Annotated in this window: 16 protein-coding genes and 1 rRNA gene; 16 read left to right on the top strand and 1 reads right to left on the bottom strand. The window is 34.5% G+C overall.

From position 1 onward, the window contains the following. Positions 1–7 precede the first annotated feature (7 nt). From truA to B7R67_RS12025, 14 genes are all read left to right on the top strand, one after another. The gene (truA, locus tag B7R67_RS12090) at positions 8–751 is read left to right on the top strand and encodes a tRNA pseudouridine(38-40) synthase TruA (RefSeq protein WP_088070776.1); all 744 of its coding nucleotides are present in this window, start codon (positions 8–10) and stop codon (positions 749–751) included. 157 nt (positions 752–908) lie between these two features. Continuing rightward, the gene (gene rplM / locus B7R67_RS12085; RefSeq protein WP_088070774.1) at positions 909–1,346 is read left to right on the top strand and encodes a 50S ribosomal protein L13; all 438 of its coding nucleotides are present in this window, start codon (positions 909–911) and stop codon (positions 1,344–1,346) included. Positions 1,347–1,367: 21 nt separating this feature from the next. Then, on the top strand, positions 1,368–1,760 hold the full coding sequence (gene rpsI / locus B7R67_RS12080) for a 30S ribosomal protein S9 (protein WP_056467505.1): 393 nt from the start codon (positions 1,368–1,370) through the stop codon (positions 1,758–1,760). Positions 1,761–1,978: 218 nt separating this feature from the next. Continuing rightward, on the top strand, positions 1,979–3,250 hold the full coding sequence (locus B7R67_RS12075; RefSeq protein ID WP_088070772.1) for a cation:dicarboxylate symporter family transporter: 1,272 nt from the start codon (positions 1,979–1,981) through the stop codon (positions 3,248–3,250). 18 nt (positions 3,251–3,268) lie between these two features. Next, positions 3,269–4,705: an aspartate ammonia-lyase gene (gene aspA / locus B7R67_RS12070; protein WP_088070770.1), complete on the top strand. Its 1,437-nt coding sequence runs from the start codon at positions 3,269–3,271 to the stop codon at positions 4,703–4,705. 128 nt (positions 4,706–4,833) lie between these two features. Continuing rightward, positions 4,834–6,528 carry an NAD-dependent malic enzyme gene (locus B7R67_RS12065; protein ID WP_142289552.1) on the top strand — a complete coding sequence of 565 codons (1,695 nt, stop codon included), beginning with the start codon at positions 4,834–4,836 and terminating at the stop codon, positions 6,526–6,528. Between the two features lie 117 nt (positions 6,529–6,645). Beyond that, complete coding sequence (locus B7R67_RS12060; protein ID WP_088070860.1) at positions 6,646–7,950, top strand: ATP-binding protein; 1,305 nt, start codon at positions 6,646–6,648, stop codon at positions 7,948–7,950. A gap of 4 nt (positions 7,951–7,954) precedes the next feature. Continuing rightward, complete coding sequence (locus tag B7R67_RS12055) at positions 7,955–8,884, top strand: response regulator (RefSeq protein ID WP_088070766.1); 930 nt, start codon at positions 7,955–7,957, stop codon at positions 8,882–8,884. Between the two features lie 225 nt (positions 8,885–9,109). Beyond that, positions 9,110–10,429: a phage portal protein gene (locus B7R67_RS12050; RefSeq protein ID WP_088070764.1), complete on the top strand. Its 1,320-nt coding sequence runs from the start codon at positions 9,110–9,112 to the stop codon at positions 10,427–10,429. A 154-nt stretch (positions 10,430–10,583) separates the two neighbouring features. Next, positions 10,584–11,852 (top strand): saccharopine dehydrogenase family protein, encoded by a 1,269-nt coding sequence (locus B7R67_RS12045; protein ID WP_088070762.1) that lies wholly within the window; start codon positions 10,584–10,586, stop codon positions 11,850–11,852. 239 nt (positions 11,853–12,091) lie between these two features. Next, positions 12,092–12,523 (top strand): DUF2521 family protein, encoded by a 432-nt coding sequence (locus tag B7R67_RS12040; protein WP_088070760.1) that lies wholly within the window; start codon positions 12,092–12,094, stop codon positions 12,521–12,523. Positions 12,524–12,581: 58 nt separating this feature from the next. Further along, positions 12,582–13,292 (top strand): N-acetylmuramoyl-L-alanine amidase CwlD, encoded by a 711-nt coding sequence (cwlD, locus tag B7R67_RS12035; RefSeq protein WP_088070758.1) that lies wholly within the window; start codon positions 12,582–12,584, stop codon positions 13,290–13,292. A gap of 189 nt (positions 13,293–13,481) precedes the next feature. After that, on the top strand, positions 13,482–14,549 hold the full coding sequence (locus tag B7R67_RS12030) for an Mrp/NBP35 family ATP-binding protein (protein WP_088070756.1): 1,068 nt from the start codon (positions 13,482–13,484) through the stop codon (positions 14,547–14,549). A 191-nt stretch (positions 14,550–14,740) separates the two neighbouring features. Further along, complete coding sequence (locus B7R67_RS12025) at positions 14,741–15,328, top strand: KinB-signaling pathway activation protein (RefSeq protein WP_088070754.1); 588 nt, start codon at positions 14,741–14,743, stop codon at positions 15,326–15,328. 20 nt (positions 15,329–15,348) lie between these two features. On the opposite strand, the gene pdaB is transcribed toward B7R67_RS12025, so the two are convergent. After that, positions 15,349–16,116, bottom strand: a complete 768-nt coding sequence (gene pdaB / locus B7R67_RS12020; RefSeq protein WP_088070752.1) for a polysaccharide deacetylase family sporulation protein PdaB — start codon at positions 16,114–16,116, stop codon at positions 15,349–15,351. A 157-nt stretch (positions 16,117–16,273) separates the two neighbouring features. Here pdaB and B7R67_RS22150 point away from each other — a divergent pair, with 157 nt between their 5' ends. Then, the gene (locus B7R67_RS22150; RefSeq protein ID WP_158095087.1) at positions 16,274–16,450 is read left to right on the top strand and encodes a hypothetical protein; all 177 of its coding nucleotides are present in this window, start codon (positions 16,274–16,276) and stop codon (positions 16,448–16,450) included. A 249-nt stretch (positions 16,451–16,699) separates the two neighbouring features. Next, a 16S ribosomal RNA gene (locus tag B7R67_RS12015) occupies positions 16,700–17,113 on the top strand; the annotation flags it as partial.

Here is a 17,113-nt window from a genome sequence, read left to right as displayed (position 1 = left end):
AATAGATATGAATCGAATTAAATGTATTATTTCATATGATGGTACACTGTTTAATGGATATCAAGTACAACCTAACCAAAGAACAGTACAAACAGATATCGAAACCGTCCTAACTAGGATGCACAAAGGTAATACAAAACGGATCCATGCCTCTGGTAGAACTGATACTGGCGTACATGCTGTAGGACAGGTTATTCATTTTGATAGTGAGTATAATCTTGCACCAGATCAATGGAAAAAAGCGTTAAATGCGCAATTACCTAAAGATATTTATATTAAATCGGTAGAAATCGTCGAACCAAACTTTCACGCAAGATTTGATGTTGTTCGAAAAGAATATCGATATTTTATTTGGAATGAAAAAGATGAAAATGTTTTTTCAAGAAACCAACATTATTTTTTTCCATTTGAACTCGATCTTGTTAAAATGCAGGAAGCACTTAACTGTCTATTAGGTACGCATGATTTTAGTTCATTTTGTGCATCAAATACGGATGTAAAGGACAAAGTACGTACGATTTACAAAGGAACAATTAATAAAACCGAACAAGGAATTGTCATTGCCCTCGAAGGAAATGGTTTTCTTTATAATATGGTAAGAATAATTGTTGGAACTTTAATTGAAGTAGGTCAAGGAAAGCGTGATATTTTAAGTGTAAAAAACGCATTAGTAGCACGTGATCGAGCTACGGCTGGCAAGACTTCACCGGCTAATGGATTATTTTTATGGAAAGTAGATTATAACAACTAATCCTGGTGTAACATTTGCTTGACATTAGAGAGTAGAAAGTTTAATATTAAATACGGTATTGTTTTAAGAACCACGATTAGCCCCGGAACCAGTCGTGTTAAAGATAAACAATAAAAACAATTTTACTTTATGTATATTGTATTAGGAGGAAAATAGAATGCGCACAACTTATATGGCAAAAGCTAGCGAAGTTGAACGTAAGTGGTTCGTTGTAGACGCTCAAGGTAAAACTTTAGGTCGTCTTGCAACTGAAGTAGCTACTTTACTTCGTGGTAAACACAAACCAACTTTCACACCACACGTTGATACAGGTGATAACGTAATCATCATCAACGCTGAGAAAGTTGAATTAACAGGAAACAAATTAAACGACAAAATTTACTACCGTCATACTATGTATGCTGGTGGTTTAAAAGAGCGTACTGCTTTAGAAATGCGTACTAACTACCCAGTTAAAATGCTTGAGTTAGCTGTTAAAGGTATGCTTCCAAAAGGACGTCTTGGACGTGCTCAAATTAAAAAGTTACACGTGTATGCTGGTAATGAGCATCCACACCAAGCACAAAAACCAGAAGTTTACGAACTTCGCGGATAATTATAAAAGGAGGGCATTCACATGGCACAAGTACAATACTATGGCACAGGACGTCGTAAAAGCTCAGTAGCTCGTGTACGTTTAGTTCCTGGCGAAGGACGCGTTATCATTAACGGTCGTGATTTTGAAGATTACATCCCATTCGCTGCATTAAGAGAAGTTGTTAAACAACCACTTGTTGCAACTGAAACTTTAGGTAGCTATGATATTCTAGTAAACGTTAACGGTGGTGGATACACTGGTCAAGCTGGTGCAATCCGTCACGGTATCTCAAGAGCTTTATTACAAGTTGATCCTGAGTACCGCGGAACATTAAAACGTGCTGGATTATTAACTCGTGATGCACGTATGAAAGAGCGTAAAAAATACGGTCTTAAAGGTGCACGTAGAGCTCCTCAGTTCTCAAAACGTTAATTTTTGTACGTTCAAAAATCCTTTCCATTATGGAAAGGATTTTTTTTATTTCCAAAACATATAACCCCCCTTCCCTTAGTCTTTCCTAACCTTAACTGATCTTTTTAAAATTTTTTAGAATAAATTTGTAGGTTTTTGTATTGTTTTGTAGGTTTGCCTATACAATTGGGGAGTATTTTTACCAAATGTTTGAAAGCGTTAACAAAAGGGGGATTTTTATGAAAAAATTTGGATTAGCTACGCAAATTTTTATTGCTTTAATATTAGGAATTGGGGTTGGAGCTTTAGTTTACGGGAATGACACTGCAATTTCTTATATACAGCCAATTGGTGATATATTTATACATTTAATTAAAATGATTGTTATGCCAATTGTAATATCGGCACTTATTGTTGCAGTTGCTGGTGTAGGCGATATGAAGAAATTAGGTAAGCTTGGAGGTAAAACTCTACTTTACTTTGAAATTATAACTACACTCGCACTTGGTATTGGTTTACTTGCAGCAAATCTATTCCATCCAGGTAAAGGAGTAGACATGAATCATCTGCAAAAAGGTGATATTTCTGCTTACCAACAAACAGCGGAAGCTACACAGCAAGGTGGCTTTGCAGAGACGATTGTTCATATCTTCCCAAAAAATGTGTTTGAATCAATGTCGCAAGGTGATCTTTTACCGATTATTTTCTTCTCTGTTTTATTCGGTCTTGGTGTTGCTGCAATTGGAGAAAAAGGAAAGCCTGTTCTTGGATTTTTTGAAGGTGTATTAGAGGCTATGTTCTGGGTGACAAATCAAGTAATGAAAACTGCACCAATTGGAGTATTTGCATTAATTGCTGTAACGGTTGCAAAATTCGGTGTAGGTACATTATTACCACTTGGTAAGCTTGTATTAGCTGTTTATGTAACAGTAGTATTTTTTGCTATTGTAATTCTAGGTATAAATGCTAAAATGACAGGGACAAATATTTTTACGCTTATTAAAATTTTAAAGGAAGAACTTATACTTTCTTTTACAACAGCAAGTTCGGAAGCAGTTCTTCCAAACATTATGAAAAAAATGGAACAATTAGGTTGTCCAAAAGCAATTGTTTCATTCGTTATACCAACTGGGTACACATTTAATTTAACAGGATCTGCAATTTATCAAGCTCTTGCTGCATTATTTGTTGCACAGATGTATAATGTCAAAATGTCCTTTATGGAACAAATCACATTATTATTTGTTCTAATGCTTACTTCAAAAGGTATGGCAGGCGTTCCTGGTGCATCGTTCGTAGTTGTACTGGCAACACTAGGTTCAATGGGATTACCTATAGAAGGAATCGCTTTAATTGCGGGTATTGACCGTATTTTAGATATGGTTCGCTCTTCTGTAAATGTATTAGGTAACTCATTAGCTGCTATTACTATGGCAAAGTGGGAAGGCGAATTCGATCAAGATAAAGCGCAGCGATATATCGATTCTATAAAGGAATCAAAAGCTGCGTAATAAAAGGGAGAGAATAAAATGGCAGCGACTGAAATTAAACCAAACATACGAATTGAAAAAGATTTTTTAGGGGAAAAAGAAATTCCTGCAGATGCTTATTATGGTGTTCAAACATTACGAGCAGTTGAAAATTTTCCAATCACTGGATACAAAATTCACGAAGAACTTATTAAAGCTTTAGCAGTTGTAAAAAAAGCTGCTGCACTTGCCAATGTTGAGACAAAACGTCTTTATGAAGGAAATGGTAAAGCGATTGCAGAGGCTGCTCAAGAAATTATAGATGGTAAATGGCATGATCAGTTTATTGTTGACCCTATTCAAGGTGGAGCAGGTACATCAATGAACATGAATGCAAATGAAGTTATCGCTAACCGTGCGCTTGAATTGCTTGGTAAAGAAAAAGGTGACTACTTCTGTATTAGTCCAAATACCCATGTAAATATGTCGCAGTCTACAAATGATGCATTTCCAACTGCTATCCATATTGCGACTTTAAATATGTTAGAAAAATTATTAAATACAATGGAATATATGCATGATGTATTCGAGATGAAGGCAAAAGAGTTTGACCATGTTATTAAAATGGGTCGTACTCACTTACAGGATGCAGTACCGATTCGTTTAGGTCAAGAGTTTGAGGCTTATTCAAGAGTCCTTGCACGCGATATAAAGCGTATTAAACAATCACGTCAGCACTTATATGAAGTAAACATGGGTGCTACTGCAGTCGGAACAGGATTAAACGCTGATCCTCGATATATTGAACTTGTCGTTAAACAGCTTGCTGAAATTAGTGGATTATCACTTGTTGGTGCTGAGCATCTAGTTGATGCTACTCAAAACACAGATGCTTACACAGAAGTATCAGCAGCTCTTAAAGTATGTATGATGAATATGTCTAAAATTGCAAATGATTTACGTTTAATGGCTTCTGGCCCACGAGCAGGACTTGGTGAAATTACATTACCTGCGCGCCAACCTGGTTCATCAATTATGCCAGGTAAAGTTAATCCTGTAATGGCGGAAGTTATTAACCAGGTTGCATTCCAAGTAATTGGTAATGACAATACAATTTGCTTAGCTTCTGAAGCTGGACAGTTAGAATTAAACGTAATGGAGCCTGTTCTTGTATTCAATTTACTACAATCAATTAACATTATGAATAATGCATTCCGTGCATTTACAGATAACTGTTTAAAAGGTATTGAAGCTAATGAAGATCGAATGAAAGAATATGTTGAAAAGAGCGTGGGCCTTATTACAGCGGTTAATCCACATATTGGTTATGAAGTTGCTGCAAGAATTGCGAGAGAAGCGATTCTTACTGGACAACCAATTCGTGAATTATGCTTAAAATATGATGTGTTATCAGAGGAAGAACTTGATTTAATATTAGATCCTTTTGAAATGACTCACCCAGGTATTGCTGGTGCAGTTTTATTAGATAGACAGTAAAATAACTGTCAGAGAATCTGATATATAGGACTTTATTTACACACTAAAAGAGGGCATAGAAGCCCTCTTTTGCTTAACTTGAAATTTTTAAAAAGTAGAAAATGAATAGAAAAAAGGATGGAGATTATATGCATAAATTCAGGGTAGATTCGAATGGTGAAGTGGAGACTACCTTGCGAGGTGCCGAATTAATGGCTATACCATTGTTAAATAAAGGTGTCGCATTTACTCAAGAAGAGCGTGAGGATTTAGGATTAACAGGTTTGTTACCACCTGCAGTTCTAACACTTGAAGAACAAGCGCGACGAGCTTATGAGCAATTCTCTTCTCAACCTACTGATTTGCATAAAAATGTTACACTATCGGCATTACATGACAGAAATGAGATATTATTTTACCGAGTATTAACTGATCACTTACCAGAAATGCTTCCAATCGTATACACTCCAACTGTTGGTGTAGCTATTCAACGTTATAGCAATGAATATAGAAGACCACGCGGAATGTATTTATCAATTAATGATGCTGATAGTATTGAACAAGCATTTGATAATTTCAGAGCAAATTCAGATGAAATTGATCTAATTGTTATTACTGATGGAGAAGGTATATTAGGAATTGGCGACTGGGGAGTTGGAGGTATTAATATCGCAATTGGTAAATTAGCGGTATACACAGCAGCTGCTGGTATTGATCCTGCACGTGTAATGCCTGTAATTTTAGATGTAGGTACTGATCGTGAAGAGCTATTAAACAACCCGTTTTACATTGGAAATCGTCATCCTCGTATACGTGATAGTCGCTATGATGCATTTATTGATAAGTTTGTAAGTACAGCTGTGAAAAAATTCCCTAATGCATTACTTCATTGGGAAGATTTTGGCTCTCAAAATGCGCGAAGAATATTAGATAAGTATCGATATGAAGTATGTACATTTAACGATGATATACAAGGTACTGGAGCTGTTTCACTTGCAGCTGTGCTAGCGGCAGTTCGTGCTTCAGGAATCCCGTTAAGTGAACATCGTGTTGTAGTATTTGGAGCGGGAACAGCTGGTATTGGGATTGCTGACCAGGTTCGAGATGCAATGGTACGTGAAGGACTTTCTTTTGAAGCAGCGAATCGTAGATTTTGGTGTATTGACCGAAATGGTTTGTTAGCAAGTGATATGGAAGGACTGTATGACTTCCAAGTGCCTTATGCACGTCCAGTTGAAGAAAATAATTCAGGTGCAAGTTTAGCTGAAGTTGTAAATCAGGTTCACCCAACGATTCTAATTGGTACTTCAACTGTTGCAGGTGCTTTTACAGAAGAGATTGTAAAAGACATGGCAGCACATGTTGAAAGACCTGTGATTTTACCGATGTCGAACCCAACACCGCTTGCAGAAGCAAAACCTGCTGATTTAATAAAATGGACAGAAGGAAGAGCGTTAGTTGCAACTGGTAGTCCTTTTGCTCCAGTAACATATAACAAAACAGTTTATGTAATCGGGCAATCAAATAATGCGCTTATTTTCCCTGGTTTAGGTCTTGGAACGAACGTTTCTCGTGCAAGTATTATTACTGATGGAATGTTTGCAGCGGCAGCAGAAGCTGTAGCAGACATGATCGATGTAAGTAAACTTGGTGCACCTTTACTTCCACAAGTAGAGAATCTTCGTATGATTTCAGAAGTAGTTGCAATTGAAGTAGCAAAGGCTGCAGTTGCTGATGGCGTGGCAAGAATTGTGCCTGATGACATTGAGCAAGCTGTTCGAAATGCAATGTGGGAACCAGCATACCGAACGATAAAATCTGCTAAAGAAACTGTAACTAGATAATGATAAAAATACAGCTTGTTAATAAACAAGCTGTATTTTCTTATGATACCTAGTTGTATGTGGAGGAACATTGTGTTAATAACTACAAGAAGATATACTAGTAGCAAAAATCAGGAAGTGGCGGATTTGAACTTTAAAGAACTGCAATATAAAGATTTCTGGATCGTTATTGCACTTATGGTAATTATCCCGATTGCGGGTGAGTTGAACTTTCATCCATTTGACAATATATTTCGGGTTAGTTTCGGAACGCCAATTTTCTTCTTTTCTTTATTATACTTTAGGAAAATTCCTTCTGCAGTTTTAGGGCTATTTGTCGGAGCTTCAGTATTTATATTTCGTGTTGGATTAGACTGGCTAGTTGCAACAGATTTTAATTTTTCTTCATCACTAACGGTTAGATTTCCTACATTTTTATATTATTTCTCGTATGCCCTATTATTTTATTTGATGAAGGTTAATCGATTTCAACACCCTATGCTGATTGGGATTTTTGGCATTACGATTGAAATCACTTCAAGTTTAATCGAACTAATCCTTCAACTTTATGGAATGGGATCTGCACTTACAGTGGATGAATTAAACAAAATCATTATAATTGCAGTGTTTCGAAGCTTTTTTGTATTAGCATTTATCAACATGATGAAACTTTACGAGCTTAGGTTGAAGGAGTCACAAACTCGGAAAGAAAATGAGAATATGTTAATGCATCTTTCTAATTTATATGTAGAGTCCGTTTATTTGAAAAAAACTTTACAAAATGCTGAAACAATCACAAAAGAATCCTACAATCTTTATCGAAATATGAATGACCATAAACAAGATCAAATGGTTCCAACTGAAGAATGGGGAAGAAAAGCATTACGTATAGCCGGTGAGGTACATGAAATAAAAAAAGATAACCAAAGAATTTTTGCTGGTCTTTCTAGGCTTATTTCAAGTGAAAGTTTACCGGAATATATGAGTGTAAATGATTTATCTAAGATGATCATTCGAATCAACCAAAAATATGCAGCTATGTTAGGGAAGGAAATTGAATTCGTATCAAGAATCAGTGGTCAACATCCAAAATATCATATCTATTTACTGTTATCTTTTATTAATAATTTAGTTGCAAATGCAGTAGAAGCAATTGAAAACATTGGCACCATCATTATTTCAATCGAAAAAGATGAAGAGTGGATAGAATGTAAAGTGATTGATAATGGACCTGGGGTTCCTACAAAATATACAAAACTAATTTTTAAACCCGGTTTTACTTCAAAATATAGTGAAGATGGTACGCCTTCTACTGGTATCGGCTTATCTTATATAAAAGAAATGGCAGAGGAATTAGATGGTGAAGTAATACTTACTCAGAAAGAGCATGAATGCATATTCACAATTCGACTGCCGATTCAAAGACTTGTCGAGAAAGGGTGAGATTATGCGATTTTATATTACAGATGATGATGAAGTCTTTCGATCAATGTTGTCTCAAATTATAGAAGATGAAGACCTTGGGGAAGTTGTTGGTGAGGCAGAAGATGGTTCTTTTTTAGATTCATATACGCTAGAAACAAATCATATCGATATTTTATTCATCGATTTATTAATGCCTATACAAGACGGTATTGAAACGATTAGAAGAGTAGCACCATCATTTAAAGGGAAAATGGTTATGATTTCTCAAGTAGAGTCGAAAGAATTGATTGGCGAGGCTTATTCTCTTGGTATCGAATATTACATTACGAAACCATTAAATAAAATCGAAGTAATTGCAGTAGTAAAAAAGGTGATGGAACGAATTAGACTAGAGCGATCGATACGAGATATACAAAAATCTTTGAGCAATGTTTTTGATTGGAATACTGCTATTGAACCTACCCTTATATCCGATCAAAAGAAAATTACGGATTGGGGACAAGTTCTATTATCGGAACTTGGCATAGCTGGAGAAAACGGAAGCAAGGATTTACTGGATATCATCAATTACTTATATGAATATGAAACAGAATATGGATTTGAAGCAGGTTTTCCTATTTTAAAGGATATTTACACTCACATTAGCATTAAGAAGCTAGGTAAGGTAAAATCACAGGAAGATATTGAAAGAGAAAGGAAATCGTCAGAACAACGCGTTCGACGTGCAATCTTTCAATCTTTAAACCATATAGCTTCAATTGGCCTCACGGACTTTGCCAATCCAAAGTTTGAAAATTATGCTTCTAAGTTTTTTGACTTTGAGACAGTTAGACAACGAATGACCGAATTGAAACAAGCATCGATCACTACATCTACACATACTCGTATAAACGCTAAAAAGTTTATACACAATTTGTATTTTGAATCAAAACTGCTTATGGCTGAAAGATAATCTAGTTAAATCCAATATACTGATAAATACCTTACCGTTCTAGTTGGTGAGGTATTTTTTTATTAATGATAAAGGAATAAACGATTCTTTGATATCATATTTTAAAGTGATGAAAATTAAAACTTTCTAATAATTTGTCATCAACATATTGCATACATGATAGTTAAAAGACCGAAAACTTATCCCTGCACAAATTGTGGCAAACTATGTTGGGAGTGACGAAAGATGGGTTTTATCGATTGGATATTAGGAAAAATGAATTTTCAATCGAACACTAATAGTTTTGAGCTACTAATAGACGAAGGTAATGGAGATTTTACATTAGGAAATAAATTATTTAAAAACGATATTATTAGGGCATGCATTAGACCTAAAGCTAGAGCAATCGGTAAACTGAAGGTAACTCACGTAAGAGAGAATAGCAAAGAATGTAAAATTAACCCGGATCCATGGGTTTTTAATGTTCTTCAGGAACCAAATCAATTTATGTCAATGCAATTACTTCTAGAGAAATTAGTAACTCAGTTAGATTTAAATAGTAATGCGTTTGCATTTATTAAACGGAATGATTTTGGATATCCAATTGCAATATATCCAATTCCTTGTACTAAAGTTGAAGTACTTGAAAACAATCAAGGTGTAATCCTTTTAAAATTTACGTTTAAAACAAAGAACGTACTGGTATTACCATACAGTGATATCATTCATTTAAGACAAGATTTTAATGATAATGATATATTTGGGAATCCCCCATATGACCCGTTACTCCCATTGTTAGATGTGGTCGACTCGATTGATGACAGTATTGTACAAAACGTTAGTAATAGTCGTTTCGCAAACTGGTTATTAAACTTCAAAGAAGTTTTAACTGAGGAAGATATGATAAAGAATACTAATGATTTTGTTAATCATTATATGATATATACAGGTGATAGTGTTAAAGCTGGTTTTTCAGAGCCAATCTATAGCTTGCAACAAATTCCCTCAAATAATTACGCTCCAGAACCGCAACGAACAATTGACGCAATTAAACGGATCTATGCATTTTTTAATACAAATGAAGCAATCGTTCATAGTGCGTATAATGAAAATGAGTGGAATACGTATTACGAGGCAGTAATCAATCCGCTAGTCATCCAGTTAAATAGTGAATTTACACGTAAATTTTTTACTCCAGCGGAAAGAAGCAAAGGGAATCGTATCGTTTTTGAAACATCCAATTTAGAATTTGCAACAATAGCTACAAAGTTAGCTTTTTCAATAATGGTAGAAAGAGCATCCTTAACACCTAATGAATGGCGCTCAATGATGGGGATGGGTCCAATTGAAAGAGGAAATGTACCACTTTTGAAAACAGACACTGAACCAATCGACGAAAAAGAAAGAGCTTTAGAATTGGAAATACGACGGCAACGTTTAATGAAACGAGAAGAAGAAATCGCAAAATGTAGGGAAGAACGTAGAGAAGAATGCAAAGAAATATGTAAAGCAGAGTGTATGAGGTTTGCAGAGAAACCAGAAACACGAACTGAAGAACAAAAATAAATCTAATGTCTAGAGCTTTTAACTAATTAGTTAAAGCTTTTTTTTTTTGAAAGTATCGATAAATTTCATATGAGTTACTTGTCCAAACACTTTCCTAACTTTTTCATATAGTAAATATTAGAAAAAATTAATTAAAATTGTTGGAGTTGTTTATATGCTTGAAAAAGATACGATAATTACCTTTTTAGGTAGTTCTGGTGGAGTAGCAAAAGCCGTACTTTCAATTTTTAATAAAGCAGCTCAGGATACGAATGATCCAATCCACCAAATTATTAAAAACGCCAGGTTTCATTTGATAGATCTGAAACAAAAAGATAGATCATATTTTAAAAGCGTCATTCCATGTTTAATTGAACAAGTTACTTTTTATGAGATGGATGTTAATAACGATAGGATGTTTAGAAGGCATCTTGTAGACACAAAAACAGTACTTGTAATTGATGTCTCTAGAGCGGATTCTGTTGAAATGATGAGATGTTGTAATGAACTTGGTATAAAATATGTTAATACAGCTTTAGAGAGTGAAGTAGTAGATGAAGACGAAAGTATAAATTCCGGTTTTATACTAAAAGAACGTTTAAGAATTTTTGAGGAAAACAAAAATAAATTTAAAAATACTACTGCGATTATCGGTTCAGGGATGAATCCAGGGATTGTCCAGTGGATGGCAATCGATTTAATGAACCAATTCCCTTCTGAAAAACCTCTTGCATGTTATATTGTTGAACATGATAATTCTTTTTATGAAAATCCTTCGATCGCTCAAAAAGAAACCATATATACTACTTGGTCCCCGGATTGTTTTCTAGAAGAAGCTGTCACGAGCTTTCCTTTGTTTGTTAAACAAAATATTCCTATCTTTCTGCATGACGATGTTTATTCAATCGAATTTAAAGTTAGATTAGGTGAGAAAGTTTTTTACGGTTGCCTAATGCCTCATGAAGAAGTATTTATTATCGGTAAATTATTTAATTTAGAAAGTGGTTTTGTTTATCGTGTGAATGAGCATACAACAAATTTAATTAGGGACAACTTGAAAAACAAGGAAAAAATAATGGATTTTGATAAAAAGCTTCTAGATCCTTCAACAGCTCCATTAATAGGAGAAGATTTAGTAGGAGTTTTACTTGTCTATGAAGATAAAGAAAGATTTATTTACAATGTTATGAACAATAAAGAATCTTATGAGCAGTATGGAACGAATGCAACATATCTACAAGTAGCTTGTGGAGTTTATGCAGGAGTCGCTAGTTTATTTCTGGATAAGGTGGAACAAGGAGCCTATTTTGTAGACGAGTTATTATTAAGTACAAAGAGTCAATATGGTAAGTATTTAAAGTATCATATGTCTGATTTCATATATGGAGAAAATCAAAGCAGTGATGGATTACTTTTACAAAGAATGAAATCATATAATAATTAAGAAAGTTTAGTAAGAGCCAATCATTTTAGTTGAAATTGGCTCTTTAAATTTTTGTTTTTTACTTTTAGACGTAACCTATCTATTCGTCTAACAACCGAGATTTAATTCATAATTTTTCATTTACTAAAATCAGTGTTTTTTATGAAAATTATTACTTTGTTTTGGAAGAAATTAAGTAAGCGGTTTTTGAATGAAGCAACCCTTTTCGTCTTAGACTATGGCTACGGGGAGGTTTCAATATGAATGTAATAACAAACTTTCGAGAAAAAAGAAGAGCAAAACAAATTAAATTCGAAAAATGTTTATTAAAAGAATTAAAAATAATGCAGTTGAGAGCCCAATTAAAGGATTCATTTTCCTACTTTATAGAAGCAGATAGTAATCAAAGAAAAGCACGGGAGGATTACTGCTTAGAATTAGCAGTCGAAACTTACCTACTCGGTGCAAGATATAGTCGCTTTGGCTTTTATGGTGAACCAATTGAAAATGTGCAAAGACGTTCTGCAAAGGAGTCTGAATGGTTAGCCTACTTATTTTATTCTTCAGTTTTTGGTCGAAAAGATGATATCCAAAGTGAGCCGTTTAATCAATGCAAATCCTTTTTGTATAGCTGGTGGTTAGATGGATATGTAAAAGGAGAAAGAAGACACAGACTTCGTTTATCAAAGTAAGTCATATTCTTCCTAGTTGTCCCATATATTTTTTATAGGACAATCAGGGGGAGAAAAAATGAAAAGATGGCATCTGATTATTATCATTGTAACTTTTGTTTTTTTGATTTTGAGTATACCTTTATTGCAAAAAACCTCAAGGACATGGAATTTTAATGGACTACCTTTAGATGGAAAAGTAATCGTTTTAGACGCTGGACATGGTGGACCTGATGGAGGGGCTTCTGGTGGTGACGTTATTGAAAAGGTAGTCGCATTATCAATAACAAACAAATTAAGAGATTATTTACAAGGCCAAGGTGCAACAGTCATTATGACCAGGAATGGTGACTATGATTTAGCTGAGGATGGAATGAAAGGATATAGTAGAAGAAAAAGTGTTGATTTAAGAAAAAGAGTGGAAATAATTAATGGATCAAACGCGGACTTATACATATCAATTCATTTAAATTCTTTACCAAGGACTTCTTCTAAAGGAGCGCAAACCTTCTATTACGGTTCGTTAATTGAAAACGAAAGGTTTGCAAAATATGTTCAGGCAGAGCTTAGAGAAAGTTTGAATAATACTCATCGCTTAGCAAAAATAATTAACCATGTTTATTTAATGAAATATTCAAAAGTACCAGGTGCCCTTGTTGAAGTAGGATTTTTATCAAATTATGAAGAAAGCCAACAGCTACGTGACGAAGAGTATCAGGACAAACTTGCCGCAGCTATTTATAGAGGGGTAATTAGATATTATACAGACAAAAAAGAACCACCGAATTAATCGCGTTTAAACGTTTGGAAAAGCGATTTCGTTTCTTCTGAAGAAAATGGTTTAGAGAATTTGTCTTTACAATATGGACCACCGAATTAATCGGTGGTTTTCATTTTTTTTAACTTAATCATGTTACTTAAGACTATCTATGTTTCATGTGTTATACTATTTGGTATATTAAGATAACGAGGTGTAAATATGCTTAACAATGATCAAGTATTATCACTTTTAGGTACAATTAATGAACCATTTCTAAATAAATCACTGGTAGAATTAGATGCTGTTAAAGAAATTTCGATAAAAGCTGAAAAGAAACATGTAAGCGTTAAAATTGCATTATTAAAAACAGGAACAGCTGAACAAATGCAGATTCAAACACAAATTGTTCAATTACTGAAACAAAATGGTGCTGAGACGGTAGGGATTCGATTTACTGAGTTTACAGAAGAAGAGAAAAGTCAGTTCGTTCAAACGGAAGATGGACAAGATCAATCAACTTTATCACTTTTAGACAATAAAAAAGTACAATTTTTAGCGATCGCAAGTGGTAAAGGTGGAGTAGGTAAATCAACTGTTTCGGTAAACCTTGCTGTTGCTTTAGCAAGATTAGGTAAAAAAGTCGGGATTATTGACGCGGATATTTATGGTTTTAGCGTACCTGATATGATGGGGATTACAACAAGACCTGTAATTAGAGGAGAGCGTATAATACCAGTTGATCGTTTTGGAGTAAAAGTTATTTCAATGGGATTTTTTGTTGAAGATAATTCACCAATTATTTGGAGAGGTCCAATGCTTGGTAAAATGCTACAACAATTCTTCACAGAAGTTGAATGGGGCGATTTAGATTATTTATTACTAGATCTTCCACCAGGAACTGGAGATGTAGCGTTAGATGTTCATAGTATGTTACCATCTTGTAAGGAAATTATTGTAACAACTCCACACCCAACAGCATCAATTGTTGCAGCTAGAGCGGGTGTTATGGCATTAAAAACAGACCACGAAATTATTGGTGTTGTAGAAAACATGAGTTACTTTGAAAGTAAAAAAACTGGCGAAAAAGAGTATGTTTTTGGTAAAGGTGGAGGAGAAAGGCTTGCAAAAGAGCTTCAAACTACTCTATTAGGACAATTACCTTTACAACAGCCTGATTGGGATGAAGAAGACTTTGCACCTTCGATTTATGATAAAGAACACCCAACTGGTAAAATCTATACGTCGATTGCTAAACAAGTAGTCGAGAAAATCGTATTAAATAAATAATAAACAATACCCTTTTAATTTGTATGCTTGTTTTAGTTAGTTTTGGTTATGCATCTAACCATATCTACTATTTAGACATGAAATAAGTTATAAGGGTATTTATGTTGGATAAGTAGTTAATAAAGTTTTATATGAATCAGTTAAATTATTAAAGAAAAGCAGAATTGAGAATATGGGGGATCAAGGATAGAATGACGAGTCGGAAATGGGTTCGATTATTTTTAACAACCTTACTAGTTGGTGGGATCGTAACAATTATTACAGGAATTGTTTATGGGTATAAAGAATACTTAAGTTATGTTCAAGATGCCAGATTTCTAAAATTGCTTGTAGAGGTTTCATTTTTATTTATTTTAGGATTAGTATTCAGTGCAGTAAGCCAAATGGGTTTCTTTGCATATTTGACGGTACATCGTTTCGGATTGGGCTTGTTTAAATCGTTATGGAATACAGTTCAGGTTATCTTAATTGTGTTATCGTTATTTGATTTAGCATATTTTCGATTCAAGGAATATGCAAATGGAGAGTCTTTTACGGGATATTTGATTTTTCCGGTAGTCATCTTACTATTTAGTCTGATCGTTGCCTATATAAAAAGTAAAGAAACAAATAAAGGAGCATTTATTCCGGCGTTATTTTTTATGATCGTCGTTACAATAGTTGAATGGTTCCCTGCATTAAGACAAAACGATCTTTCTTGGTTAATCCTAATGCTAGTTCCTTTATTTGTTTGTAATCTGTATCAATTATTAACTTTACACAAAATAGTTAAAAGCTAAGAGAAAAATCTCTTAGCTTTTTAATTTACAATTTTTATGCTTGTTTTAGTATTCGATATCATTTCAGAGACTGTTACATTTTTATATCCTTTATCTTTTAAATAGGACCAAATTAAAGGGATTGCTTTAGGTGTCTGTAAAGCTGAGTCACTGGCATGTAGTAAAATAATGTCACCTCGGTCGGTATTATTTTTCACGCTTTTAACAATTTTATTTGTTCCGGGATTTCGCCAGTCTTCTGTGTTGATACTCCAATGAATAACAGAAAGATTGTTACGAGCTGCGATTTTGATTACTTCTTTGGTATATTCACCATTTGGCGGTCTAAACAATTTTACATCCTTTACACCTAGACGATTAAATACTTCAGCTGAGTTATTCAGATCCCTTTGCATTTCAATAGGAGTCAATTGAGTATAGCTTTTATAGCGATATCCAAGCGTTCCTATTTCATGACCTTGCTTAACAATCGTTTCTACAATTTCTGGATGCCTCTCTGCCCAGGACGCAGATAAGAAAAAAGTAGCGTTCGTAATTTTTTGATTTCGTAATACATCTAATACTTTTATTACATTTTCATCACCCCAACTAATATCAAAAGTAAGAGCGATATTTTTTTGTGAGACATCGCCTTTGTATATAGCCATAGGACCTTTATTTGTTGAAAAAGTTGAAAATGATTTTGGGGCTTGTATATAAACTAAGCAGGCTGTGAAAAATGCAATAATAGTGATTAGGGATAATTGCTTTAATTTTCTTTTAGAAGTTATGTAAAAGTAAAAAAGCATAAATTCGCCCTCTTTCTTGTCCAAGTTCTTAATCTAAGGATATGAGATTTGTTAGGCTTGTATGCTAGAAAACAAAATTATTAAATGTTTAAAGTATTTGAAAAAAATTGATAGGAACAAACTAAACCGATGAAATCGAGTAATTTTGGAGGGGTATATGTTCGGAGTTTTACTGAAAAGGGAGCATGTATTAGAAATTGAGTCTCTCATAATACGATCATTAAATGAACTAGATAATGAGTTAGTGACACAAAATTTAAGTGAAGGATTGAAAAGAGAGTTGCTTAATAAGAAGAATGTATTGAATGAAATTTATATAAGATTACCTTTATGAAAAAAAGTTTCGAAAATGTATTGACGATTTGTTTTGTAGCATGTTATATTATTATTCGTCGTCAACGACAACTTAACTTGAAAGATTGATTCCAAAATAAGTTGAAAAACATGTTGACAAGATATATTTGAAAATGTTACTATAAGAAAGTCGCTAATGACGCGGCAAAGTGAACTTTGAAAACTAAACAAAACATGAAGTAAACGTCAATTATTAGTTTTTTGAGCAATACAAGATTTAAACTTAACTTTTATGGAGAGTTTGATCCTGGCTCAGGACGAACGCTGGCGGCGTGCCTAATACATGCAAGTCGAGCGGACTAATTGGAGCTTGCTCCAATTAGTTAGCGGCGGACGGGTGAGTAACACGTGGGCAACCTACCTATAAGACTGGGATAACTTCGGGAAACCGGAGCTAATACCGGATGACATAAAGGAACTCCTGTTCCTTTATTGAAAGATGGCTTCGGCTATCACTTATAGATGGGCCCGCGGCGCATTAGCTAGTTGGTGAGGTAACGGCTCACCAAGGCGACGATGCGTAGCCGACCTGAGAGGGTGATCGGCCACACTGGGACTGAGACACGGCCCAGACTCCTACGGGAGGCAGCAGTAGGGAATCTTCCGCAATGGACGAAAGTCTGACGGAGCAACGCCGCGTGAG

It is taken from the genome of Gottfriedia luciferensis (assembly GCF_002156865.1).
GTDB classification, from domain to species: Bacteria; Bacillota; Bacilli; order Bacillales; family Bacillaceae_G; genus Gottfriedia; species Gottfriedia luciferensis.
This window is presented reverse-complemented; position numbering and strand designations above follow the sequence as displayed.